General features: G+C 39.6%; 24 protein-coding genes, 2 pseudogenes and 1 riboswitch. Of the genes and pseudogenes, 3 read left to right on the forward strand and 23 right to left on the reverse strand.

Going from position 1 to position 26,092, the window contains the following annotated elements:
- Window positions 1-132: 132 nt before the first annotated feature.
- Window positions 133-834 carry a transposase gene (locus H4J54_RS03250; RefSeq protein WP_182189519.1) on the reverse strand — a complete coding sequence of 234 codons (702 nt, stop codon included), beginning with the start codon at window positions 832-834 and terminating at the stop codon, window positions 133-135.
- Window positions 835-1,121: 287 nt separating this feature from the next.
- Between H4J54_RS03250 and H4J54_RS03255 the strand changes: the two genes are divergently transcribed.
- Window positions 1,122-2,636, forward strand: coding sequence for a diguanylate cyclase (locus H4J54_RS03255; RefSeq protein WP_182189520.1), 1,515 nt, complete (start codon window positions 1,122-1,124; stop codon window positions 2,634-2,636).
- Between the two features lie 203 nt (window positions 2,637-2,839).
- Here the strand turns inward: H4J54_RS03255 and H4J54_RS03260 are convergent, their stop codons facing one another.
- The 6 genes from H4J54_RS03260 to bioB all read right to left on the reverse strand — a co-directional run bounded on the left by H4J54_RS03260 (window position 2,840) and on the right by bioB (window position 8,606).
- Window positions 2,840-3,331 carry a hypothetical protein gene (locus tag H4J54_RS03260; protein WP_182189521.1) on the reverse strand — a complete coding sequence of 164 codons (492 nt, stop codon included), beginning with the start codon at window positions 3,329-3,331 and terminating at the stop codon, window positions 2,840-2,842.
- A gap of 817 nt (window positions 3,332-4,148) precedes the next feature.
- On the reverse strand, window positions 4,149-4,712 hold the full coding sequence (locus tag H4J54_RS03265; protein WP_182189522.1) for a YSC84-related protein: 564 nt from the start codon (window positions 4,710-4,712) through the stop codon (window positions 4,149-4,151).
- Window positions 4,713-4,762: 50 nt separating this feature from the next.
- Window positions 4,763-5,440 (reverse strand): dethiobiotin synthase, encoded by a 678-nt coding sequence (gene bioD, locus H4J54_RS03270; RefSeq protein WP_182189523.1) that lies wholly within the window; start codon window positions 5,438-5,440, stop codon window positions 4,763-4,765.
- A gap of 84 nt (window positions 5,441-5,524) precedes the next feature.
- Window positions 5,525-6,310 carry a malonyl-ACP O-methyltransferase BioC gene (gene bioC, locus H4J54_RS03275; protein ID WP_182189524.1) on the reverse strand — a complete coding sequence of 262 codons (786 nt, stop codon included), beginning with the start codon at window positions 6,308-6,310 and terminating at the stop codon, window positions 5,525-5,527.
- Window positions 6,310-7,473, reverse strand: coding sequence for an 8-amino-7-oxononanoate synthase (locus H4J54_RS03280; RefSeq protein ID WP_182189525.1), 1,164 nt, complete (start codon window positions 7,471-7,473; stop codon window positions 6,310-6,312). Before H4J54_RS03280 ends, bioC begins: the two co-directional genes overlap by 1 nt.
- 5 nt (window positions 7,474-7,478) lie before the next feature.
- Window positions 7,479-8,606, reverse strand: a complete 1,128-nt coding sequence (gene bioB / locus H4J54_RS03285) for a biotin synthase BioB (protein WP_182189526.1) — start codon at window positions 8,604-8,606, stop codon at window positions 7,479-7,481.
- Between the two features lie 99 nt (window positions 8,607-8,705).
- On the opposite strand from bioB, the gene bioA reads away from it, so the two are divergent.
- Window positions 8,706-10,010: an adenosylmethionine--8-amino-7-oxononanoate transaminase gene (bioA, locus tag H4J54_RS03290; RefSeq protein ID WP_259367035.1), complete on the forward strand. Its 1,305-nt coding sequence runs from the start codon at window positions 8,706-8,708 to the stop codon at window positions 10,008-10,010.
- A gap of 40 nt (window positions 10,011-10,050) precedes the next feature.
- On the opposite strand, the gene H4J54_RS03295 is transcribed toward bioA, so the two are convergent.
- Window positions 10,051-10,419, reverse strand: a complete 369-nt coding sequence (locus tag H4J54_RS03295; protein ID WP_259367034.1) for a hypothetical protein — start codon at window positions 10,417-10,419, stop codon at window positions 10,051-10,053.
- Window positions 10,420-10,558: 139 nt separating this feature from the next.
- On the opposite strand from H4J54_RS03295, the gene asnS reads away from it, so the two are divergent.
- Window positions 10,559-11,959 carry an asparagine--tRNA ligase gene (asnS, locus tag H4J54_RS03300; RefSeq protein ID WP_182189529.1) on the forward strand — a complete coding sequence of 467 codons (1,401 nt, stop codon included), beginning with the start codon at window positions 10,559-10,561 and terminating at the stop codon, window positions 11,957-11,959.
- Window positions 11,960-12,043: 84 nt separating this feature from the next.
- Here the strand turns inward: asnS and H4J54_RS19655 are convergent.
- From H4J54_RS19655 to H4J54_RS03375, 15 genes and pseudogenes are all read right to left on the reverse strand, one after another.
- Window positions 12,044-12,328 (reverse strand): annotated as a pseudogene (locus H4J54_RS19655) (methyl-accepting chemotaxis protein); the annotation flags it as partial.
- Entirely contained in the window at window positions 12,247-12,546 is a 300-nt protein-coding gene (locus H4J54_RS19660) for a hypothetical protein (protein WP_182189530.1), read from the reverse strand. The pseudogene H4J54_RS19655 and the gene H4J54_RS19660, both read right to left, overlap by 82 nt.
- Window positions 12,547-12,762: 216 nt before the next feature.
- A complete protein-coding gene (locus H4J54_RS03315) occupies window positions 12,763-13,680 on the reverse strand; it encodes a hypothetical protein (RefSeq protein ID WP_182189531.1) in 918 nt (305 codons plus the stop codon).
- 427 nt (window positions 13,681-14,107) lie between these two features.
- Window positions 14,108-14,560, reverse strand: coding sequence for a hypothetical protein (locus tag H4J54_RS03320; RefSeq protein WP_182189532.1), 453 nt, complete (start codon window positions 14,558-14,560; stop codon window positions 14,108-14,110).
- 208 nt (window positions 14,561-14,768) lie between these two features.
- On the reverse strand, window positions 14,769-15,437 hold the full coding sequence (locus tag H4J54_RS03325; RefSeq protein ID WP_182189533.1) for a uracil-DNA glycosylase family protein: 669 nt from the start codon (window positions 15,435-15,437) through the stop codon (window positions 14,769-14,771).
- A 250-nt stretch (window positions 15,438-15,687) separates the two neighbouring features.
- Window positions 15,688-16,143, reverse strand: coding sequence for a hypothetical protein (locus tag H4J54_RS03330; protein ID WP_182189534.1), 456 nt, complete (start codon window positions 16,141-16,143; stop codon window positions 15,688-15,690).
- A gap of 134 nt (window positions 16,144-16,277) precedes the next feature.
- A complete protein-coding gene (locus H4J54_RS03335) occupies window positions 16,278-16,721 on the reverse strand; it encodes a hypothetical protein (RefSeq protein ID WP_182189535.1) in 444 nt (147 codons plus the stop codon).
- The gene (locus H4J54_RS03340; RefSeq protein ID WP_182189536.1) at window positions 16,702-17,568 is read right to left on the reverse strand and encodes a hypothetical protein; all 867 of its coding nucleotides are present in this window, start codon (window positions 17,566-17,568) and stop codon (window positions 16,702-16,704) included. Before H4J54_RS03340 ends, H4J54_RS03335 begins: the two co-directional genes overlap by 20 nt.
- A gap of 82 nt (window positions 17,569-17,650) precedes the next feature.
- Complete coding sequence (locus tag H4J54_RS03345) at window positions 17,651-18,022, reverse strand: hypothetical protein (protein ID WP_182189537.1); 372 nt, start codon at window positions 18,020-18,022, stop codon at window positions 17,651-17,653.
- A gap of 651 nt (window positions 18,023-18,673) precedes the next feature.
- Window positions 18,674-20,233 (reverse strand): methyl-accepting chemotaxis protein, encoded by a 1,560-nt coding sequence (locus H4J54_RS03350; protein ID WP_182189538.1) that lies wholly within the window; start codon window positions 20,231-20,233, stop codon window positions 18,674-18,676.
- A gap of 306 nt (window positions 20,234-20,539) precedes the next feature.
- A riboswitch (cyclic di-GMP riboswitch) is annotated at window positions 20,540-20,629 on the reverse strand.
- Window positions 20,630-21,044: 415 nt separating this feature from the next.
- Window positions 21,045-21,830 carry a 2OG-Fe(II) oxygenase gene (locus tag H4J54_RS03355; protein ID WP_182189539.1) on the reverse strand — a complete coding sequence of 262 codons (786 nt, stop codon included), beginning with the start codon at window positions 21,828-21,830 and terminating at the stop codon, window positions 21,045-21,047.
- Window positions 21,831-21,865: 35 nt separating this feature from the next.
- Window positions 21,866-23,197 (reverse strand): aldehyde dehydrogenase, encoded by a 1,332-nt coding sequence (locus tag H4J54_RS03360; protein WP_182189540.1) that lies wholly within the window; start codon window positions 23,195-23,197, stop codon window positions 21,866-21,868.
- Between the two features lie 152 nt (window positions 23,198-23,349).
- The gene (locus H4J54_RS03365) at window positions 23,350-24,519 is read right to left on the reverse strand and encodes an iron-containing alcohol dehydrogenase (RefSeq protein WP_182189541.1); all 1,170 of its coding nucleotides are present in this window, start codon (window positions 24,517-24,519) and stop codon (window positions 23,350-23,352) included.
- Window positions 24,520-24,714: 195 nt separating this feature from the next.
- Window positions 24,715-24,966: pseudogene (locus H4J54_RS03370) on the reverse strand (alkene reductase); the annotation flags it as partial.
- 193 nt (window positions 24,967-25,159) lie between these two features.
- Window positions 25,160-25,993 (reverse strand): CmcJ/NvfI family oxidoreductase, encoded by an 834-nt coding sequence (locus H4J54_RS03375; protein ID WP_182189542.1) that lies wholly within the window; start codon window positions 25,991-25,993, stop codon window positions 25,160-25,162.
- Between the last annotated feature and the right edge of the window lie 99 nt (window positions 25,994-26,092).

Consider the following 26,092-nt stretch of genomic DNA (forward strand, 5'->3'; position numbering starts at 1 on the left):
TACAACCCAGTTAGCTTCTTTTTTTCTGCGGGTGAACTGGGCGACCCATTTTTTGTTCTCTCATTCTTCTGCCTGTTAAGGCTTCGATCTCTTAAAACTGGGGTCAGGGTCGACTTAACTCCTACAACCCAGTTAGCTTCTTTTTTTCTGCGGGTGGACTGGGCGACCCATTTTTTGTTCTCTCATTCTTCTGCCTGTTAAGGCTTCGATCTCTTGCTTGAATTGATCATTACCAATGGCCATTCCCTTGTTTGAATTGACGCGAATATCTGCAAGTAATTTATCTTCTACGTGGGATGTAAATAAGGCGCGATAAACCGCCTGGCGTTGTATGGCATTGCTATGCAGCGCAAGATATATTGGGTGTGGTGTACATAACTCAGAATCTTTTCCAAGGCCATTAATCTGATAGCTTGACCAATGATAGTCAGCAGGGTCTTCAATCATGTTTGCTCTAACGGGGTTAAGCTCTATATATCGATAGAGCTGCAAAAGGTAATCTTCGACTTGTACCAGGCAAGACTTATAGCGGCCTTCCCACAGTGTTCCTGTACGTCCATGGCAACAATTAAAATAACGCACATACTGCCTGCCTAAAGATTGCATCATCAAGCTGATACTATTGCTCATGTGAGGAGTACACAGTATATGCACGTGATTAGTCATCAATACCCAGGCGTGAATATCGACCAAATATTTTTTAGAATATTCTTTTAACCAGCTTACATAACTTGCGAAATCTTGCTCACTGGCAAAGCATATTTGGCGATTATTTCCGCGTTGGATAATGTGTTGAGGAATATTTACCGGGCTGACCCGGGGCAATCTGGCCATTTGTTTACATCCATGTAAATTGACTAAATTAAAGTATAGCCCATAGCCCAGGATTTAGAATTTAGAATTTTAAGTTAAGTTGACCCTGACCCCAGTTTAATGGGGGTATTGTTGGTAATAGCGCTGAGTTGCTCGTGTTTTCGCAACATCAAAACTCGGTTATCGGAAAAATTACGTTGTAATAACTTAACCTATATGGCTATGATAGTTAAAAAATATATACGCAAACGCCCCTGTTTAAACACGGGCGTTTACGTCTTATTAATATTGTTAGCTGCGGAGGAATAATGGCGAAAGAACTTGATAGCCAGTCGGCTGCAGGTCTGCTTGAATTGCCTGAACAACCACGAAGGCCTATTTTACTGTTTACCCCGGATTCTCCGGGATTGTACCGGCCGATCAATCTTCGCCTCCTTCTTACCTGTGGCGATAGACGTGAGATTCTTCTCATCTCAATGGCCTGGATTCTTACCTGCATCTTCTGTGTGAGTTTCGGATGGTGGTGTGCAGCCAACTATGTCGCCTACGATACCATTTTCGGTTTTCAAGTCGGTGACCTGGCTTTCACTCTATTTCTACCATTGCCGCTCTGCCTACTCTGGGTCCTGCTCTGGGGGTTTTCGTGGGGTGCGATCCCTTCCTATCTCGCTACACTGACTGTTGCCCTCGTTTCCCATATGCCGGTTCAGTGGGCAATCCTATTCGCATGCACAAACCCAATTACTCTTGCAGTTTACACCATAGTCTATCGTGCCCTGCCCGTTCAGCTATCTCTGCGCCGAGTAGGGCCGATTCTCTTCTTCGCCATCATAGGTCTGCTCAGTGCCGTCTTTTCTGCGGCCGGTTCCTTTATCTGGAGCCACACCAACTCGGTCGAGTTGAGTACCGTTCAACTTATCGACAACTGGTATGATTGGTGGCTCAACGGGTTCGTAACTCAGGTCCTGCTCGTTGGACCGATTCTCTTCTTCGTCTTTCCGATTATTGAAAGACTGAAGATGAACAGAGTCTGGGCACCAACCAACGTAAAAATGGCCAAGCGGGACATCATTGTGTTACTCGGAATCGTGGTCGCGAGTATCCTGCTGTTCTGTTACCTGACGCTGCAATTGAATCAGAGCCTTTTTCAAACCGCTATTGAAAGCGGGGAAATTATACAGCTAACTAAGGCATTTGAAGAAACGCTCCAATCCAATCGAGCTTTCTACTGGGTGATGAGCGCAACTCTGCTGCTCGTGGTTCTCCTCAGTTTCCAGTTTTACAGGCTGTGGACAAACGCTCTGGCCGATGCAAAGGCAAAAGCTGAATCCTTGGCTCGCAGTGATTTTCTCACCGGACTCAAAAACCGCCGCGCATTCTTCGAGTTTGCCGATAACATTGTAGAGCAGGCCAAACGATACAATCGCCCCTATGTACTATCAATTGTTGATATCGACCATTTCAAAACCGTAAACGACACTTGGGGCCATGACAAAGGCGACGAGGTGCTCAAGGCCTTGTCAGGTGTGATTTCAGGGCAGATACGACCTACCGATATCGTCGCACGTTTCGGAGGTGAAGAGTTCATCCTGATGATGCCTGAAACCAGTCTCGAACAGGCCCGTATTTCTGTAGATCGCATCCGAGAAACGGTTGAGGCACTGGACCTTAAGGGCAATAACGGAGAAGATATAAGACTGAGCATCAGCGGTGGGATCGCCTGCCCGTCATCCATTGAAGATGACCTTGCAGTCGTGATTCGAAAAGCGGATGACGCTCTCTACAAGGCTAAGGAAAACGGGCGAAACAGAATTGAGGGATAACTGAATCGCAGGCGCAGGAAGCCCAATGGAAAGATTCAGCAATTGTTGGTTGACCTAGATACCTAATCACCTTCCTGATGCATGAACGGCCTTTTAATAGAACGACAGTCAACGGCAACTTTGAGCTTATTGCTGCCGGTCAGATTTAGTTAAGCTCTGATATTCAAAAACATCAGATAAAGTTTGAGCGACTACACACTGCACTATTTTTCATCATCACTTTCATCATATTCATGTGATTTACCCTCCTCTGCATTATGATTCATCATTTGCTCCATCATCATTTGCATCATGTTCATGTGATTTTCCATCATGCCCATACGTTTTTCCATACTCATTTCTTTACTCTTGTTCATTTGTGTCATGCCCCCTTTATCTCCCATCATGCCAGCTTTACCATTCATCATATGCATGTCTTTTGGCATCATCTCCATGTGTTGCTCCATCATTTTCATGTGTTGCTCCATCATATCTAGATGTTTATTTGGATCCGTTTCTTTTTTAATCTTTGCCATTAATGATTGCATCTCTTGCATATGTTGATGCATTTTAATCATTTGGTCATGATTCATCATTCCCATCATGCCGCCCATCATCTTACCTTCATCTTTCATTTCAGCTTTATGATTATCATAGGCAAATACTGGTGAAGCCAATACACTGGCTATAACTATTGCTTTAATTACTGTTTTCATGAATTCGTCCTTTTTTCATTGTTGTAGTACTAAATTTTTACACCAAATTTAGATTATGCTTAACGTTATTATTCAAATAACGCTAGTGAACACTCTTAAAGTTTTACTACTTACTGCTTTCCTCACATTGTTAGTTATTAATAACTAATCAAAGTCCTGAAACTTTGTGATAATTTACTACTTCTACATCAAAGTTCGTTTATTGTTTTAAGTGGTGTTGCTTTTAACTGATATTGCGTTATTTCTCTTACAGTTGAATCACCATTAACTTATTTAATTTTTTCATTGGTTTTTAACCATAACCCAGTTTAAATTTAAGTATAGCGTTGCCAAAAACTTATGCTCACTTCTTTCCAATGCAATCAGTCTACGCAATCATTAATCAAACTGTTCTGATAAGAAAAATAATTAACGCATTTGTGATTACTGCCAAAATGCTTTTTATTGGTCTGAATATCAGTGTTTTAGCTTTTTATGCTATATGTTGTTGGCCAAATTCGGTGATAGCTGTTTTTTCTTATTGCAAAACTAACCAATAGTAAATGAACACAATAAGGTGGAAAAATCGCAGTGATAATAAATAGGCCAATGTAAAACGCACACTCCAAACAAGGTAATCATGGGTTTATATTTACGGTGGCCGACTTGAGTCTAGAATGAAAGTGCAGTTTTTGGGATTGCTTAACTGAGGTAGTTGAATCAATCAGATGATACCAACCTATTAGGTTTGCCAGCTACATGAGACAAAAAAAATGACCCTGTAACAGATTTTGTTACAGGGTCAAAAAAATGTACTAAGCGAATACACTAAATCATTTTAATTTAGCTCACTATCCTTCCAGAACTTAGTTCCTTTAATCGTAGCTTGTAGTGCTAAACCATTTTCGGTGAAAGTGTATACGGTAACATCACCATAATATAATTCACCTTCAACTGATGCACCCTTATTGCCTGCTTTTGCGGCGGCATCCGCATTGCCACCAAAGGTCCAACCGGTATTAACAAAGTTGTTCATTGCCTCATTGGTATGAAAAACCATTACGATACGGTAGTCCTTCACGCCAAGTCCTAAGCCAACGCCTCCTTCAGCCATATTCATATAAATATATTTACTTGTTTTCATATCTTTTACGACGCCATAACCTGTACCTGCTGCGATCAGTAACAAATTCACATTGGCATTAGAAAATACCGCGTAACCCGGAGCCGCGTTTATTTGTGCACGCGTGTCGGGTTTATTAGCAAAAAGCTGGGTTAAAACACTATCTTTCATGGTAAGTATCTCTTGCTGCTTTTCCATTTTACTACCTGTCCCCATGGATGCGCACGCCACTAAGGTAAAGCAAAGAATGAGACAGGTTAAGCTTTTAATCGATAACATTTTTTATCCTCTTTATTTCAAGTTTATATCACTTAACCTTATGCTAGATGTTAAATCAGTGAGGTTAATAGCCTAATATCTATTCGCTGCGCTGCTTTAGTTATATCTAATTCAAAAGGTAACTCTGCCAATTTAGGTATGGGTAGTAGTGTAGTCAACTCACTAATATTTTCCGCTAAATAAGGCATACTTTCTGGACAGTTGGCTATCCAGCCCACACAGTTTAGGCCATCGGCTACAATTGACTGATAGGTTAATACTGCATGGTTTAAGCAGCCTAGCTTCATATTCACCACAAGTACAACATATTGACAACTTGCTTGTACAAACGCTGATAAATATTGTCCTTGCCCTAGCGGTAAACGCCAGCCACCCGCGCCTTCACAAATAACCACATCAGCAGCTAAAGCGGTAACTTGTTCATAGCCACGTTGAATATCGGTTAAGCGAATAGCTTGTTGCAGCTGGGCTGCGGCTATATGTGGTGCAATAGCTTGTTCAAAAGCGATCGGGTTAACCTGAGAAATCACTTGTTGGCAATTAGATTGTTTTAGCAATAACAAAGCATCGTTATTAACTAACTGATGATTAATGCGCTCGCAACCCGCCGAAATCGGTTTATAGACCGCCACCTTTTTATTATTGGCCACTAAGGCATGAACAAGCGCTTGGGCTGCGTAGGTTTTACCTGCGTCTGTATCGGTGGCGGTAACAAATAGCTTTAACATAATAGGTCACTCTTAAAATTCAATCATTGTTTTTATGATGGGCTATTCTTAGGCTTAATAAGACACAAAGAACAGAGACAAAGCTCAGTCCTTTAATTTAACCACTAGCCCAGATAAAACTTTATAAGTAGCTGGATATGTACCATTGGGTTGCAAAAACTCTTGATAGTTTTGGGTCATTTGTTGCCATTTATCTTTACCCGCAAGTCCTTTGCCCTGCTTTTTAGGCAGATGATTAGCGCCAAGGCTTTTCAATTCATGAGCTAAATGTAAAACATTTTCATACGCTAAAACAATATCCTGCTGCTTAGCGTGCAATAGTTTTCGATCCGCGCCATCAAATAACGCAATAATTTCACTTTCTATTTGAAAATCAATTACGTGTTGGTCATTGTCAACGTGCGCCCAAGCAGACTTTAATTCAAATAAAGTCCCGTCAACTAGGGTACTAAAAGCAAATGAACCACCAGGTTTTAACACCCGTATTATTTCATTTAACACTGGGTCTAGCGGATCACACCATTGGATCATTAGGTTTGAATAGACAAAGTCAATGCTGTTATCTTGCAAGGGTATTTTGTAAGCGTCAGCTTCAAGCCAATGAATACGCTTATGGCGATTATCTTTGGCAAAGTGCAGCATTTTTTTCGATACATCTAAACCAATCACTTGTCGGTAACGGCTTGATAGCAGCTCAGTAAAAAAACCTGTGCCTGCGCCCAAATCTAAGGCAGTTATATCATGGCTATTAGGTAACAATGGCATTAAATGCTTGCCACAATAGCGTTGTAAACGTGCTGAAACATCATAAGAAGTCGTGGCCGAGCCAAAAGATCTCGCTATTTTAAAACGGTTAGTCTTTTCAGACATTATGCTACAACCTCGTTAATACAATTAGCTAAGTAATTGATATCTTTAATTTCATGACTCGATGTTACGGTTACGCGTAACCTTGAGCTGTTTTTTGGAACCGTCGGTGGACGAATAGCACTGAGCCAAATACCCTTATCTCGAAGTTTTTGACAAACATCAAGTGTGGTAATTTCATCACCAATAACGATGGCGTGAATTGATGAGGCATTGTTAATCAGTTGAACCTTATGGCTTAATTTTGAGGCGAGTAATTGACTTAATTCGACAATTTTTTCACGACGCCAATGTTCCGTTTGAATAATTTCAATACTCTTTTTTGTTGCCCAAGCTAAAGCAGGTGATATCGCAGTGGAATAAATATAATGGCGCGAAAAGTTCACTAAATAATCAGCCAGTAATTCGTCACAAGCCACAAAAGCGCCGCTCGTGGCAATACTTTTACCAAAGGTGGCCATCACAATATCAGGGGCTGCGATACTACTGCTACCTTGGCCTTTATCACCGACAACACCCATACTATGTGCGTCGTCTAGATATAATAAAGCGTTATGTTGTTGGGCTATTTTCGCTAAATGAGTTACGTCAGCCTGATCGCCGTCCATACTAAAAACACCTTCTGAGACAATAACTTGGTTTAAATCTTTACCGTCATCATTAGCCTTCGCTTGACCTCGCCTTAAAAAACTTTGTAATTGCTCAGTATCATTATGTAAAAAGCGTTTTACTTTAGCGTCACTTGATAGCGCACCATCAATTAATGACGCGTGACTGAGTTTATCTAAATACAGCTCACAGCTTTTATGACCCAAGGCCTGCATAAGCGCGTTATTAGCGGAAAACCCACTGGCAAACAACAAACATTTAGCTTTATTAAGCCAATCACAAATATCGTTTTCTAGTGCTTGATGGGCATAAGAGTAACCTGTGATTAAACTTGAGCCACTCGCACAAGTACCGAATCGCTCGGCGCCAGCTTGCAATGCTTGGTTAATTTTTGGATGATGATTTAAACCCAGATAGTCATTTGAGGAAAAGTTTAAGTAACTTTTATGGTCAATGTTAACATAACGGCCATTTTGCTCAGCAACACACTGACGCACACGATAACGTGCGCGCTGTTTTTGCTCGGCAATAGTTGTCGTTAAGTAATCAAACGCCATAAATATTAATTAACCGCGTTATAAAATAGATCGCTATTTTTTTGATCAACCACAGCGGTATTCATTTTTGCTTCGTCTGCTGCTGAACTGGCAATGGTTTCAGTATTAATACCTAAGCGGTTAAATAACATCATATCTTTATTGGCTTCAGGATTACCTGTGGTTAATAATTTACAACCGTAGAATATTGAATTCGCGCCCGCTAAAAAGCACAGGGCTTGCATTTGTTCATTCATCGCGTCGCGCCCTGCGGATAAACGCACATGGCTTTTTGGCATCATGATGCGTGCCACGGCAATACAGCGAACAAATTCAAAATGATCTAAGTCTGCTACATCAGATAACGGCGTGCCTTCAATTTTTACCAACATATTAATCGGCACACTTTCCGGTTGCGGTGAAAGGTTAGCTAATTGTGCCAATAATGACGCCCGGTCTTTACTTTCTTCGCCTAAACCCACTATGCCACCACTACAGACCTTCATGCCTGAACTTCGTACATTAGATAAAGTGTCTAACCTGTCTTGAAAAGTACGTGTCGTGATAATTTGATTATAATGCTCTGGTGAGGTGTCTAAGTTATGGTTGTAGTAGTCCAAGCCTGCACCTTGTAACTCACCGGCTTGCTCTGCAGATAACATGCCGAGTGTCATACAGGTTTCAAGTCCCAGTGCTTTTACACCTTTAACCATTTCGACCACTGAAGGCATATCTCTTGCCTTTGGGTTACGCCAGCCAGCGCCCATACAAAAACGTGTTGAACCTTGATCTTTCGCCACTTGTGCCGCTTCAAGCACTTTACTCACTTCCATCAAGCGTTCTTTATCAATGTCAGTTTTATAACGGGCACTTTGAGAGCAATATTTACAATCTTCTGGGCATGCGCCGGTTTTAATCGACAACAAAGTACTCACTTGTACTTCATTGGGATTAAAATTTTCGCGATGAATAACTTGCGCTTTAAACATCAAATCATTAAATGGCATGTCAAACAGTGCTTTAACTTGTTCTGCTTGCCAGTTATGGCGTACTTCACTGTTACCTTGGTTGGTATTATTAACTGGGGTATTAACGGCGGTATTAACGGTGGTATTTGAGCTAGATTCACTTACCGCTGATGTTTGCTGTGTCATAGTTATTCACTCGTTTGTCAATTGCATCTATTAATATTAATCGGTAGTCTATGCATCAACTCAAACATGTCAACCAAATCAACTAAGTTAACTTTACATATGAACACTAAACAAACAGAAAGCCTTGAATTTGATAAAAACCACGTTTGGCATCCTTATACTTCTATGTCGAAGCCATTACCTTCTTATCTGGTCGAGTCTGCCGAGGGCGTTCATATTACCTTGGCCAGTGGTGAGAAACTTGTTGATGGTATGTCGTCGTGGTGGTCAGTACTGCACGGTTATAATCACCCCGAATTAAATCAGGCCTTAATAAAGCAAACTGAAAAATTTGCCCATGTGATGTTTGGTGGTTTAACCCACGAACCGGCGATTGAACTTGCCAAAACACTCATTGAGCTAACACCTGAGGGCTTAAATAAAGTCTTTTTAAGTGACAGTGGTTCGGTGTCAGTTGAAGTGGCGTTAAAAATGTCGATACAGTATTGGCACAGTAAAAATAAGCCTGAAAAGCATAAAATACTCACTGTTAGAAATGGTTATCACGGTGATACCTTTGCCGCTATGTCAGTATGCGACCCCGTTAATGGCATGCACCAGTTGTTTGAACCTGTGTTAATGAAGAATTTATTTGCTCCCGCGCCAAAAACTCGCTTTGATCAAGCATGGAATGCTACTGACGTTGAAGCGTTAACCGTCATGTTTGCACAACATCATCAGCAAATAGCGGCCTTTATTATCGAGCCAATAGTCCAAGGTGCGGGTGGCATGCGTTTATATCATCCTAACTATTTAAGAACCTGCCGCAAACTTTGTGATCAATATCATGTTTTAATGATTGCTGATGAAATTGCCACAGGCTTAGGCCGTACTGGCAAGTTATTTGCCTGTGAATGGGCAGATATTAGTCCTGATATTATCTGTCTAGGTAAAACCCTCACCGGTGGCTACATGACACTGGCAGCCACCTTATGCACTGATGAAGTGGCCAATACTATTAGTCATGGTGAAGCGGGCTGCTTTATGCACGGACCTACCTTTATGGGTAACCCGCTAGCTTGTGCCCTTGCTAACGCCAACCTTAAAATATTGAAACGTAATCAGTGGCAACAACAAGTAGCTGATATTGAGCAGGTTTTTAAGCAAAAATTATTACCTTTAAAAAATCATCAAAGGGTTCAGGATATAAGAGTGTTAGGCGCTATAGGGGTAGTTCAAAGCACTGAGCATGTTGACATGGCCGAGATTCAAAAGCGCTTTGTTGAGTTGGGCGTATGGATACGTCCTTTTGGACAACTTATCTATATTATGCCGCCATTTATTAGCGATAAAACACAACTCAGTTTACTGATCAATGCCATTAGTACCGTATTAGATGAAGATAAGTGTTTTAAGCGCAACTAACCCCCTTGTTAGCGCTGCGCTAGAAAATAAGGTTGGCGACTTAATAAAGTTGTAGCCATATAAAGCTGACCCAGGCGATGGTAATCACAAGTAATAATAAAATATTAAAATACTTACCATCGTTTTTACGCCGGCTACGGTAATTATTAATGATTAAACAAAAATAACTACTTAAGGCACTTAGCAATAAAACAATATATAAATAGCCGGTCAGTGGTGTCAGCCAAAGCTTTCTAATTTCAATATTATGGTAACGCAAAATGCCATAGTCGATATCAGGTGCCGCATAATAAGAAACAATGATAGCGCAAACAAACAAGCTCCAACCAAGGATAGCCAATACTCTTAACGCATAAGTCCATAAATCAGCCGCATTCCTGCGCTCTTTGCCCGATATTTCATACTTCATACCGCTTTTCATCCCTAATTTCACGTTATTTTTTTATAAAGACCCGATTTAAAAATTTTTACTTGTTAAACCTTACAAGCAAGGTAACATAGCACCCCTTAAAATTTGAGTACATTTTTGACAAAAAAGAGGTTTGTAAATGTCAGTCATTGCCATTACTGATATCTTGGCAGGAAAATATCCTGTTAATGAATCAATTACTATCCATGGTTGGATCCGCACACGTCGTGATTCAAAAGCAGGTATTTCATTTTTAGCGGTACATGATGGTTCATGTTTTGACGCTATTCAAGCAATTGCTCCGAGCAATTTGGATAATTATCAGACTGATATATTAAAACTTACTACAGGTGCTGCAGTAAAAGTTACCGGTATTTTAGTTGAATCTCCAGGTAAAGGTCAGTCGTTTGAGCTCCAAGCAGAACAGGTAGAAGTGTTAGGCCTTGTTGAAGACCCTGATACCTACCCAATGGCAGCAAAGCGCCATAGTATCGAGTTTTTACGTGAACAAGCACATTTACGTCCACGTACTAATATAGGTGGCGCAGTAGCACGTGTGCGCAATACCTTGGCACAAGCAGTACATCGTTTTTTACATAGCAAAGGTTACTTTTGGATCAGCACACCATTAATTACCGGTAGTGACTGTGAAGGCGCGGGTGAAATGTTCCGTGTTAGTACGCTTGATATGGAAAACTTACCGTTAAATGATCAAGGCAAAGTGGATTACAACCAAGACTTTTTTGGTAAAGAAACTTTCCTAACCGTTTCAGGTCAGTTAAATGTTGAAACTTATTGTTGTGCGCTGTCTAAAGTGTATACCTTTGGCCCAACATTCCGTGCTGAAAATTCAAATACGACTCGCCATTTAGCTGAATTTTGGATGATCGAGCCCGAAATTGCTTTCGCCGATCTTTCTGATGCCGCTGATCTTGCTGAAGAAATGTTGAAGTATGTTTTTCAAGCCGTGCTTGATGAACGCGCAGACGATATGGCTTTCTTTGAACAACGTGTCGATAAAACGGTAGTAGAGCGTTTAAACTCAGTGATCAACAACGACTTTGTGCGTTTAGATTACACTGACGCGATTACCATTTTAGAAAACTGTGGTAAGAAGTTTGAAAACAAAGTGGCTTGGGGCGTTGATTTAAACTCAGAGCACGAACGTTATTTAGCTGAAGAGCATTTTAATGGTCCGGTAGTGTTACAAAACTATCCGAAAGACATTAAGTCATTCTACATGCGTTTAAATGACGATGGCAAAACCGTTGCGGCTATGGATATTTTAGCACCCGGTATTGGCGAAATCATTGGTGGTAGCCAACGTGAAGAACGTTTAGATGTGTTAGACAAACGCTTAGCGGAAATGAATTTAGATCCAGCAGATTACAGCTGGTATCGTGATTTACGTCGTTACGGCACAGTGCCACATTCAGGCTTTGGTTTAGGTTTTGAGCGTTTGGTCGTTTATGCAACGGGCATGCAAAACGTGCGTGACGTGATCCCTTTCCCAAGAACGCCTAATAACGCGGCTTTCTAAGTTAGTATCATGCAAAACTAAAAAACCCTCAATTGAGGGTTTTTTTATTACAGTCAACTTATCAGCCATACCCACTACCTATAGACTGTCGACGGTATCCATATTGACATTAATTTCATTGGCAACACTTGACTGCTGGCCAGTGGCGGTTGCAACTTGTGTATTCACATCAAGTATCATTGATACTTGTTCTGATATATCGTCAAGCATTTCCTGAGCATTTTGTAACTGGTCGATCATTGTTTGGATTTCATCTGTAGACGATGCTGTTTTACTCGCAAGACTTCTTACTTCATCGGCCACCACACTAAACCCTCGTCCAGCATCCCCTGCTCGAGCGGCCTCAATCGCAGCATTGAGTGCAATAACGATTCGCCATTCCAGTCTTTCATCATAATAGTGGAAGCATTAGGTAAACCTGACAGTTCTTTAACAGGCAAACCGCCCATCTCTGCACGCACCATGATCATAGGACCGGGTCCATTTGTCATAATACCGACAATACCCGTACCACCAACACCTTCCGTTACTTCAAACCCCACGGAGCGAATTTCTTCTGCCAGTCGTTTAGCCGTCTGATGTTCCATCAAAGATAGTTCAGGGTTTCTAAGAAAATAATCCCAAAGTGGAGCTAAATATTCTTTATAATCCTTAGCAATAAGGGGGGTATTTCTGACGCATGGATACTAGGAACCGCTGCCAGCAATGAACTAACAATAACGGCCTTAATTTTATTTTTCCTTATCATGTGAACTTTTTATTCTAGGGACTGTACTGTAATTAGTTAAATTTTTACTGGCATACTACTGATTTATTTTTATCAACATCTCACTTAACTGAGCAGAAAAATCAGCCCCAATAACATTTACATCAACTAATTGAAAATAGTGTTTGGCTTGGCTGATATCACCACGCTCTAATGCCATTTCAACCTTGCGATATTTTGTCATTTCCACTACATAATGATCTGACACAGAGTGCGCAATTTTTTCGGCTTGATCAAAGTATTCGATCGCCTGAGGATAAGCTTGGATTTTTTGATGAGCGCGCGCCAAATTGTAGATTGCAACAGCAAGTCGTTGTTGATTGGAGTTTAACTTGGCCCAAAATACAGATTTTTTGCGATACAAAATATGCTCGTCCAATTTCCCCAAAGATAATGAAAAATGACCAATATTTTCATACAGTTCCAGTTTAAATAGCGCATTGTTACGTTTTAAATATTGCTTATCTAGCGCCTGCAACATGTCATAGCCTTGTTGATATTCTCCTAAACTATTCAGAGCATTTGCTATTTGAACAACCAACATAGGGTCTGACAAAGTTTGATGCACCAAAGACAATGTCTCTATCGCGCTATTTAAGTAGTGATGTGCCCGTTCTTTTTGCCCTTCCGCCCAGACCGCCTTCGCATAATAGATATAAACCTTGATTTTGAACTTAAGTGGCACATCGTCCCGATCAACCCAAGGAGCTGTTTGCTCTTTTAATTCGGCCATGCGAACCAATTGAAATAGCGATTCCATTTGATACAGCTTGTATTCAAACCAGACGCGGCTTTTGGGTGAGGTATTATTTAAATGTTTACTTATTTTTTCTAAACAGAGAGTAGGTGATTTTTTGCAAGCGTGATGAATGTCATCATTTGCATCATAGGGAGGAATTGATGCTATTGCCAAAGGCGAAAGTACCCATAAAATTACAACTATCAGTGTTTTCACTATACCTCCCTTATGTATTTTTTAGCCTAGAATGCCTCAAATCAAACCGCTCATGCAATCAATATTTAACAAAATCAAGAAATTTAGGAGAGCTGAGGACAAATCACCTTTATTTTAATTTTTAATTTTTCCTCGTCAACGCCATAAGTGTAATGAAAAATTACCAACTCATAAACAACAAGATAAAAATTTTGCTGATGACATTGGAGGACACCAGTCATGACATTTTGGAGGACTCCCACTCCACATTTTAAACTTTTCAGGCTTTTTGAGCCGCGTGTGTCCTGTGTGTTTTTTTACCTATGTATCTCACTCGGGTCGTGTCATAAGAACACTGCTAGACGCCTTGTTAACAGGCAATAAAATAGTTGGTTAAAATGTTGAAAACAACCAACTGTTTTTGTCCTTGTTTAACAGTTTATACATTCTACGTACTAAAAGAACAACGCTCTGGAAGATTATCTTTAAGCTCTGGATTAATGAACATTTCCATTAACAGGTATTTATTTTTACCATCGGATAACTCTAAACTTATATCCCTTTTACTTCCACCGATATTAGACTCCCCCCAATTAGGCCAGTTTTTTAGTACTCTGCCTGTAACAGTAAATTCATGACTGTTATCTATATTTTTCATGGACATGGTAATATTTTCAGGCATGAGGTAACCAACAATTCCATTATCCATCTTATAGTCATCGCCATTCCCTTCTCCAGTTAATAGCCAAACAAAAGCATCTTGATCATTAGGTAATGATGAGAATAAGTCTAACGGAGTTACTTTAAAACTAGGGAAGCATTCTGACTCAATAACTTGGTCACCTATAGTATCTGTGCACGACACTAATAATAACGATAATAAAAGAAAACAATTTTTCATTACGCCGATCTATCCTTGAATGTATAACGAGCTTGTAGAATAACTCGTTTATGATGAATTGTGCATTACCTATATCGAGTAAATCATCTACAGCGCGATACAGGAACACAAAAATTTAGTGATTTTGGCTGAATTACTTACTCTAATGCCTGAACGCCCACCTCAACGAAAAAATATGACAGTTTTAGCTGTCATATTGCAGGTATTTTTAGGCATTACTTGCTATGACTCGCCGTATCATATTTGATGGGTCTGTATCAGGAGCGGTCCAATCGGCAATACTAGGATGAGTTGCGACTATAACTTTTACACCATCATTATTAATAAAAGTCTGACTTTTCCATTTTCTATTATTTGTCTCAACAAATTCATCAATTAGTTTATTAGCACCAAGTTTCTTTTTAAGATGCTGCCCAGCAGTTTTACCAAAACAGAGAATTGCCTTTGGGCCTAATTCTTCTATTACAGCAGAATGAAATGGCCAGCATTGCTCTATTAAATCACTAACTTCATTACTGATATTACTTTCACGCGCTGAGCGAACAAAAATAACATTACTAGAAGGAACCTCACCAGGATTAAGATTCAAATTATCAAGCAAGTGGAGGACTCTTGGTTGCATTTTCCAAGTCCCTGGCTTCGCTCCTTGCCATGATTGATCCCTATAAGCAGACCAATTATTGGTTTCATTTTCCATGATATGCTGAATGCTGCTATCTACAGTTTCATCGGACTGTTCTTCAGGCGAACCACCTGGGTTTAGGCCTAATATATAAAGATCTTTATTTCCTGTAAAAGCATCTACACCTGAATAGAAAACAGAACCAGACCTTTTCTTAAGGTTCGAAGGGATTTTTTCTACGAATCTTTCAATCATCTATATTACTCCCTGTCTAACGAGCTTGTAGAATAACTCGTTTATTATGAATTCCCCCTAAAAATCGGGGTACCAAATGCATTACCTATATCGAATAAATCGTCTACAGCGTGATACAGGAACACAAAAAATTAGTGATTTTGGCTAGATTAGTTATTCTACAGCCTCAACGTCCCACTAAGAGGCAAATGATAGTTGGTTAAAATTAAGCGACGCAGGAGTATTACTTGTCCTTTTAAGTGACTTATATTTACTTAGCACTGATTTCCTTGAGAATAGCACGTGCCGCATTTTTTCCATTTAATGCAAAACCAACTTCATGGCCACTTTTGTCTTTAAGAATTAAAAGGTTTGAATCTGGCCACATATCCCGAACAACCATATCATCTGAAACAGTATTAAGTTCTTTGGCAGGAAGTTTATATCTGAGATTATATTCATAACCCCTAACATCCCATTCAGCCATATAGGCACCATTATCTGTAATAAAAAAAACACCCCACTGCTGTAGCTCTTTATTTTCATACATAGTTGTCCACTCCTTAAAGTGAACTTTTTCTGAGCTATCCTTTACCGTATCTAAAATCACAGGATCAAAAGCAGGTGTCTTCATTGGGCCCATCATAGTTTGCATTGGACCTGGTGAGGCACAACCACCAGTAATTAAAAGAGTTGAAATTAGTAAAATAGAGCTTTTGTTTAACATCCTAAATATCCTTTTAGTAAACATAATACTCACCTTATTAAGTGAGCTAAATTTTTGAGTAAATTTAACGCCCAAATAACAGGCTAAGTAATAGTGGGCTATCATTGTGTAGCGAAGCGAAACGTAGCCAACTGTTACGTGTCCTTGTTGATTTGCTTGTTATACGCTTTTTGCAACATCGCAGTAGTAAAGCCATCAGAAAAATGAAAATAGCTAGCAACAAAGAATAAAAATATTTGAAATATCCCTAACTTGAAGCTCGGCAAGACCAACATACCGAAATATACTGCTGATGCTATCACAACCAAAAAGAACCTTTTAGCTGTATAAAGGCCAAAATGTTCTTGGCTTGTAGTTAATTTAGAGTTCGCTACAGCCTTAGATACTTTTGAAGTGATTTGACCAAAAATAATACATGAAGCTAGAGCCCAGTCTGCAACCATAAATATATCTCGCCAATCTCCCATATAACTTTTCACCCCAATTAGCAGGCAGAATGGAATAGCTATATATAGAAATTCTGTTTTTAAATCAGCATAAATTACTTTTCTCTGATTTTTAGAAAGAGCTGAGTTCATGCTGATAAACCGTATTCCTTTTGATTTCAGTTACTTCTTTTATTTTGGCGTTACGAATTACAGGCTCACCCTTTCCTTTAGGAGGAGTGTATATGTCATAAGAGACATGTGCATCCATAATATCTTTAGGTCCAACAGGTTGGATTAAACCTCTTTGATATTTTTCAAGCCATTCTTTATGGATTATTCTCGCTGAAAATGGTTGTTTAATCCTTTCGCACCTAAATGTCCAAACAGAATTCCCCTCATTTACCGAGATCTTTGCAATCAGCTTAAGCCTACTATCATGACTTTCAGTAGAACCTTGAAACATCTCTTTAGGATTTCCAGTAAATCGCCAACTAGTATTCATCCTACATTCTTTTTGCGAATCATTTGATGATTTAAAAATAACACTTTCGCCACTTTTTATTTTTTCATTTGCAGAAGAAAATGCTTTCAATACATGAGCTAAATTTTGCCTATCTATATGAGGGTCTGCAATTTGATTAGGGATATTAGTAGCTAATGAGGTTTCAATATTAAGGGCTAATTCCTCAACTTGTTGCTCGGTTTCAGTTTCATCGATACTTATTAGTTCTTCAAAAGTACTATTTCCTGACTTGTAGCATGCAGCTTCAAATATTGCATCTAACTTGCCAGGTAATGAAGATAGTTTACTTAAGGTAGAACCACTCTCAATTGCGTTTAACTGAAAGTCAAAGTCGCCTTTAATACCAATAGAATTGGTCATCAGCTGCCCAAAGTCTCTATATGCATTTATATAGAGAGACATAGCATCGAATATTTCTGCCGGATTTTTACGATCTTGTAGGTAATCCAGCTTAATACTTAACTCAGGTTTCAAAGAGCACCTCCATATGGTTGATTTTCACCTAGCGTATAACGCCCTGTAATTTGTCCCGCTTGAACAGCTTGTTATATGCTTGTTAATCTTCAATTAGACCAAGTTTTTTAAGCTCTGAGGTAATAGCTCCCTTTGTACGACCATGCAATTCAGCGAGCTCTTCACGAGAAACGTCAGATTTGAATTGCTCAGTTAGATTATCTCGTTGGTCGTCGTTCCAAGGTAGCCCTGCATTTTCAGGTAAGCCTTTTTTAATATTTTCATCTCGCTTTTGCCCAAGCGTTTTCTTTATTTTAGGCTGTTTAATTGAAGAACTCTTTATATGATCGATTATAGCAAAAAGAGACCTTATTATTTCAGGGTTATTATGAAGCGAATCACTAGGAAGTACCTCACCTGTTAACGGATCAATTCCGTTAGCTAAAGCTTCTATAATTTTTAAATGAGATTCCATGTAAATGATACTCCAATGTTAGAAAAGCATATAACAACTTATTATGTATACGTCTTAGTAACATACGCATCATAAATAACATTAAATTAACATTAATGTCCCATACTTTCAAAGTATTAGAAACTAGTAATGCTAAATCACATGTATATTAAGGCGTGTTACTAAGACCTCTCAGTAATACAACCTGAACAAAAAAAATAAATAAAAACCATTAAATTCAGATGGTTAAGTGGATTTTCTTAGTGTTTATTATAATAAATACTGTGTTAATAAGACGTCTTAGTAACACACCTCGAAAAATCATACTGACTTCCATATAACAGGGCGTCACAGCGTTTAGGCAGTAGTTAATTCATTAGAAAATATATGGCAAGATTTTTAGCTGGAATGTCAGGAAGGCACATTCGAGACATTAGCTTTTAAAGAGACTTAACACTTCGGAATAGTTATACCCAAACTCCTACCTTGAATACCTGAAGAAATACTCTTTGATAGAAGTGAGTTTTTTACTAAGCTGTGCTATTGCAAAAGCCCATTTTTGAGGGACAGACACCAACTAGGACTGAAATAACAAAGGGGCTAAATCACTGCTCTTACGCATCCATTCATACGTGCGTAAGAGCGTGCTTCATGTAGGTCATGAGGGTAATATTATATTTTGAAAGATCCAACATGGTGATCTAAAGCGAGCGCAAGCTCCTCTAATTGTTTGCTGGTTTTTTCTAACTCATAGCTCGCATTTAAGCCTTCTTTAACAGAGCTGTCAACGGTATCCATATTGACATTAATTTCATTGGCAACACTTGACTGCTGGCCAGTGGCGGTTGCAACTTGCGTATTCACATCAAGTATCATTGATACTTGTTCTGATATATCGTCAAGCATTTCCTGAGCATTTTGCGTTGTTTTAGCGCTGTCGACTGCGAGAGACTTACTACTATCCATCGCAATTACTGCATTTTTTGCTTCATTTTGTAACTGGTCGATCATTGTTTGGATTTCATCTGTAGACGATGCTGTTTTACTCGCAAGACTTCTTACTTCATCGGCCACCACACTAAACCCTCGTCCAGCATCCCCTGCTCGAGCGGCCTCAATCGCAGCATTGAGTGCAAGAAGATTAGTTTGTGCTGAAATGCTTCTAATAACGTCCAGTATAGAACCTATAGACTGCGTTTTTTTCGCTAGCGAGGTGATCACCAATGACATATCTGTCATCTCATCGCCAAGATTATTAATCGTCATAATAGATTCTTGTAGCGTTTGTCGCCCCCTCTGGATCCCGTTATTCGCTTTTTGTGCTGAATCTACCGCACTAGTGGCATTGTGAGATATGTCATTAATAGTCGCTATCATTTGAGACATAGAGGTTACGACGACTAAAGATTGACCACTTTGCTCTTCACCTCTTGATAGCGCTTGCAAAGATTGACTGCGAATTTCTGTCGCTGAGCGAGCTAAATCTATACCTGTTTGGACTGTTTTAGAAATTATCTTATTGATGTTATTTACAAATATATTAAAATCAGAAGCGATCTTGGCTATCTCATCTGAGCCTTGTACGGGTAATCTAACGGTAAGATCACCATCTCCTTTAGAGATGTCTTGTAATGCTTTTTGCAAGCCCGAAAGTGGTTTAACAAATCTAGCCAATAACAAAACAAGTACGCATACACATATTACAAAGATGACTAGGATTGAGATCAACAGAGTCAACATAATATCCTCAACCGCTTCACTTACTTCTGTGATAGGAATACCTATATCAAAAGCACCAAAGAGCTCACCATCAACATGAACAGGAACCATAATATCGTAGACCCAAACTTGCTGTATTTCTGCATACCATTTCGAAAATTGTGACTTTCCTTTGCTTGCCCCCTCGAGGGTATAACTGTCTTTATAAATTTTACCTAATTTTTGTTTATCGCTATGTGCGATGGCTGTAATGTTTTTATCAATAACCACTGCGTAGGAAATATCTGGCCGTTCTTTGAGAGAGGTCATTAATGCTTGTAAATCATGCAAGGGTTTCGAAGATGTGCGCAACACATACGCAACATTGTTTGCGATTAAAGCAGCCTGCGCTTGGGATTTTTTTAAGATAATATTATCTATCTCTTGATTTGAGATAAAATAGGTCGCGGTTATACTCGTTACTGCTGCTATAGCAAACATGATACAAACTGTAATTAATATCATTTTTTTCATTGTGAATATCCTTGGGAAATCGATAACAATCAAGGTTTAAAATCAAACTGATCCTAAAACATTTAACCATGGTGTGAAGAACATTTTAACAGAGGGACTGACTTAAGCTGAACTATATAGCGCGGGTTAATTTGTCACTAACCACAGCATGATTTGGCGTTGACACTAGTAAGATAAAAAACACAAGGGCATGATATTTTATACAATGAAATGGCATATATTGTTGGTTCCAGAATAATTTGAATAATGTGGATAATTTGAATTGTCTTGTTCAAGAAACTAGTATTGTCAGGTACCTTTGCCGGTTTAGGTAACTCCGCTGCCATAACGTTAAACGCTTTAGACCGGTAGTTTTTTGCGTTTTAAAGTTTTAGGTAGACGTTGCCCTTATTAAAACCATACAATAAATTAATTCTATTGTTCCTTGCTAGGCAAGTCAATACTATTGGCTTAATACTTGCTGTATGGATATATATAATTGTTTTTGATCGTAAGTTCACTGGCTCTGAACGACTCTTATTTTGATAGGATAGTGCGGGCTGTAATGGTTTAATGAAACTGGAATAATTTATAGCTTAAAATCTTTCCAGTGTTAGTTGACCATTACAAACCTCATGTTAAATTTTAGCGATCAGTTGACCTAAAGAGCGGCCAATAGCTAGCTTGCGCTTAACGCGTATAATGGTCAGCTACCCATTTTAGCTAATATTTGTTCGGCAGTCAGCGGTGCAGCCTTGGGTTTGAGCCCTCTACGTTCTTCTCTAAGCTGCTACCCCACTTGCTAGTAGATGACCAAATTAACTATGTGACTTCACAACTCAAATAAAACATCACTACGGATTATATATTTAACTCCCTCACTAATCGGCACTGAACTGTGTATGTAACTTAAAGGATGCATGCCATGCGGAAAGCACAATATACTGCCAGCAGGGGTTCGAATATCAACATGACTAACCTTACCCCCCGCTGTTGTCGGTTTAGTAGGATCATCCGCATTGACCATGAAACGTGTTTCACCACCTTCGAAGCCTTCACTTAATAGTATTAAAAAGCTCATTTGGCTATAACGGTCAGGATAAGCATTAGCGACTAGCTCATTATTAATAATACGACTACCCGGCCAAGAACCATCAGAATGCGGTTTAAAATAATCCTCAGGGTTATAACGATAAAATCGAAAACGCGCATTGATACCCAAGGCTTTATTGCCAGAAAAAATAGCTTGTCGGTCATCCATTAAATGCGAGATGCGTTGCCAAATAATCCCATCGGTTTGTTCATCAACAATCCAAGTCAAGCTGTCGTTATGTCGAACACTGCGCGGTAAAGAAACCGCAGCATCGGGCAGATAACCTAACGCTTCACTAATCGCGATCAATCGTTTACATTCATCTTTTGCCAAAACATTTAACAACTGAAATGCACCCGGCACTTTATCCAACTCGTGTCGTTTAATATGACTGACGTCATAATGTTCATCTAAGTGTGCCGCATTCATATGGCGGTTACCCCATGCAGGTAAAGCGAGATGCTCGGCACCGGGTTCTAAAGCAGCGACAAAAAAATCGGCGACTGTATCTTTTTTTGTATTCATTGTTTACTCCATTAAATACTGACTTATTTACTGACTTATTTACTAATAACGCGTACTTGCGCAAACTGACGATGTCCAGCCGCAGTACCATGAAAACCAAAACCACTTTGTTTTGCACCGACCCAAGGTCCAATGCCGCCAGCACCTTGGTTGACTCCTACCATGCCAGCTTCCATTTGTTGCGCAACTTTATCTGCTCCAGCGCCACCAAAAACCACAGCACCTAAGCCGTAAGCACTGGCATTGGCACGTTCAACCGCTTCAGATAATTGCTTAAAACGACTTATGGCAACAACAGGACCAAAGGTTTCATCTTTCTCTAGCTGCATATCGGGTGTGATATTTGTCACGACTGTAGGCTGTATAAAAGGTAGTTCATAATGATGCGTTCCTAATAAGAATGTTGCCCCTTTAACATGAGCATCTTTTAGTTGAGAGAGTACATTTTCATGCTGCTGAGGGTTAACCATAGGTCCAATATTGGCATGGCTTTGATCCCAAGCACCCGCTCGATATCGGCGAGCTAAAGCGACGACTTTTTGCTCAAACTCATCAGCTATACGTTCATCAACATAAATGCGCTCAGTAGAGGTACACATTTGCCCCGTATTTTCAAAAGAGCTTGCCACCGCAAACTGAACTGCCTCATCAATATCAGCACTTGCCATTACAATAAGAGGGTCATTACCTCCTAACTCCATGACTAAACGTTTTAGTCCTGATGCCGCACTGGCCATAATATGTTTGCCTGCAGCTAATGAGCCGGTGAACGCGACCATATTGATCTCGCTATTAACTAACGCCTTACCGGTTTCTGCATTACCCTGTGCGATTTGTAACACACCTTCAGGTAACACTTTATTTAACGTTTTAACAAAAAGCTCGGCAACCAGAGGCGTTTCTTCAGACGGCTTTAATACCACACTATTACCAGCAACGAGTGCAGGCAACAACAAGTTATTCGCCATAGCTAATGGATAATTCCAAGGTGAGATCACAGCAACAACGCCTAATGGTCGATATTGTATTTCAGCATTAGGTCCCATTGATTCAGTCTTTAGCGCTTGCGCTATTTCCTGGGTAAAATAAGCGGCATTTTGAACGGTTCCAGCCACTTCATAACTTGCTCTACGGTGATCTTTACCCATTTCTTTACCGATCAATAATGTTAACTGATCTTCTATTGCAGTAAGGCACTCATAAGCCTGAACGACTATTTGTTGACGCTCATCAAGGGATAATGCTGCCCAAGATTTTTGCGCCTGCTTCGCACGTAGAACGATAGCCGGAATATCTGCAGGCTCGCAAATAGGTACATCACCCAAAGGCGATCGATTAATTGGGTTATAGGAGGTAAGTGTTGGCATGAAAGGTTTCCTAAAATTACATTAGCTGTAATCTGTTAAATTTTATGTTCTAATTTTATGTTCTAATTTTAAGAGGTATTAAAAAAGTCTGCGTGTGAAACTTTTAAGGTAATACACACGCCACTTATACCTGTCTTAATTATGATGAATCATTACAATGCTTGAGTTAAAATATCACGGCTTATTGCTAAGGTAATATCGTCATTTTCGCCCAATGCCGTCATACCATGTTGCTCTAATCGTTCAATCAGTAAGTCGATATCTTTGCTACCAAGATCAACGTGGGATAAACGTGTGGGTACTTGCATTGTTTCGAAAAATGCCTCAGTTAAACTAATCGCTTTATCGATACGCGCGTTGTCATCACCATCCGTTATCTGCCAAACGCGTGCTGCATATTGTAGTAACTTTTCACGTTTTTGCTCTTTACGCACTTTCATTACCGCAGGCAATACAATAGAGAGGGTACGCGCATGGTCGATACCAAAAGCACCGGTAAGTTCATGACCTATCATATGCGTTGACCAATCTTGTGGTACACCTGCTCCTATAAGACCATTTAACGCCATGGTTGCCGACCACATGATATTAGCTCGAACTGCTAAGTCTCCTTTAGTCGCTGGCGATAACGCTTTTGGTCCTTCTTCAATCAATGTTTGTAATAAACCTTCACTAAAACGGTCTTGTACCTTGCCATTTACGCTGTAAGTTAAGTACTGCTCGATAGTATGAATAAAAGCATCAACCACACCATTGCTGATTTGACGGTCCGATAATGACAAAGTCACACTTGGGTCTAACACAGCAAATAATGGACGAACTAACGGACTAGAGAAAGGTAGCTTATTACCATCACGTGTTACCACAGAGTTACCGTTACTTTCAGAGCCGGTAGCTGGTAGCGTTAATACCGCGCCAATAGGCAATGCTTTTGTCAACGCTTGCTGTTTCGCCAGAATATCCCAAGGGTCATTACCTTCACTATTACCTTCATAAAGTGCAGCTGCGGCAATAAATTTAGCGCCATCAACAACTGAACCGCCACCAACAGCGAGTAAATAATCAATGCTCTCTGCTTTAATTATTGCTTGCGCTTGCATCAAAGTGTCATAGGTTGGATTTGGTTCGATACCTGAAAATTCAAACCAAGTATGCTCTGTAAGCGCATTACTCACTTGTTGATATACGCCATTACTTTTAATTGAACCACCACCATAAACCAGTAAAACTCTTGCATCTAGTGGGATCTCATGTGAAATGGCGGTAATTTGCCCTTCACCAAAGTGAATACGGGTTGGGTTTTGAAAACTGAAATTTAACATTGTTATATCCTAAAATTTTTCAAGAAAGTAATTTATAAATGGGTTAGTTTAACCAGCAGTTAATGACTCATTAATCCATGCCCCGCTTTTATAAAAACGGCTTATAAAGCGTACACAGGGTAATCGGTATAACCTTTATCAGTGCCGCCATACATGCTTGTTGGGTCAACGTCGTTTAACGACCATTCGTTCTTAATACGCTCTGATTTGCTCTGCACTATGAATACCGGGTGTCCACGCATAACCTTGCCCTCTTGGTTCAATTTGAGTGCCTTCAGTGACCATAAAGCCAGCGCCAGCACGTTGCGAATAGTAATTAGCCATCAACTGGTTAGGAATATTTCCCGGTTGAGAGCTTCTAGAACGTGTTAATGGTGGCAAAACAATACGATTCTTAAGGGTATAAGGGCCAAGCTCTGTTGTTTTAAATAAAGGTAAAAATGTCATGCGTTACTAATCCAAAATAAAGTTAATATAATCGTAGCGGTAATTAATAAATGAGTTCCAATGCTGTCACTGTTCTTCAACATCACTAGCACCACTAAGTGCTTAATTTATAAATTTCTTGTGCTATTTGCTAGGTACGTGGCTAGAGTTTGTTATTTCCACACAGCCTATTGTTAATATGATTTCAGTTGATTTATTTGTTGAATAACAAAATAGTTCTCAACTCAATACTGACGCGACTTTGCGCGTTTTTAGCCACCGAAGGCAGTGAAAAAGCACTATGTGGAGTTCGATTAACTGCATTGCTTTCGTCGCTATCAAATACTTTAAAATTAAGTTGTTCTTTCGATGTCATTCGAGAGAAATAAAACCAACGATTGTTTGGGTTATAACTAAAACCTTCAATTTCCCCAACACGATCAGGATAGGCAACCTGAAGTAAATGTGATTGCTCTGAAGTAATACTGCGCGCATCCACAAATGCAAGTGGGCTGTCTAACACCACATCAACTAACGGTATCCAAGTATTAATAAATTGATAGCGACGATAATCACTCGCTTTTAAGCCCTTTTTTTCAAGTTCAATATCTAAACGATTTTGTGCCGAGCTAGCGACATAATCGTTATGTACCGTATGAATAGGAGAGCGTTTTTCAGCGCGATGCAGCTTGTCTTCAACCGAACGAATGGTATGGTCAAATACCACGCCTTTGCTGGCATTGGTTAAGCGCATAAGGTGTTTGACGATTTGTGGATAAAGTTCACTGCTAACCACAGCGTCATCAAAATAATCAGCCACATGATATTTATTGGCAACTAAACCAAAACCATCTTCTTTCAGTGTCGCAGTTTTCGTTAATAAACGAGCATCCGCAATGTTAACCACGCGTTTATCCACTTGTTCGGTAAGTGTGTTGGCACTTTTTTTTCCTGTTGATAAATCAAACATCGCTTCAATATTTGGCTTGATATAATTAATTTCAGCGGCAATGGTCGGCTGATGTTGATTTGCGGCATTCAATAGCATAATAAGGTCCAATTAAGTTCAGTAAATAACGAATTAACTTGATGGGATGTATGCTAACCTTCCTTTAATACAAATAAAAACAATATAAACTTGTTAGAG

This window comes from Colwellia sp. MB3u-8 (genome assembly GCF_014076985.1).
Taxonomy (GTDB): Bacteria; Pseudomonadota; Gammaproteobacteria; order Enterobacterales; family Alteromonadaceae; genus Cognaticolwellia.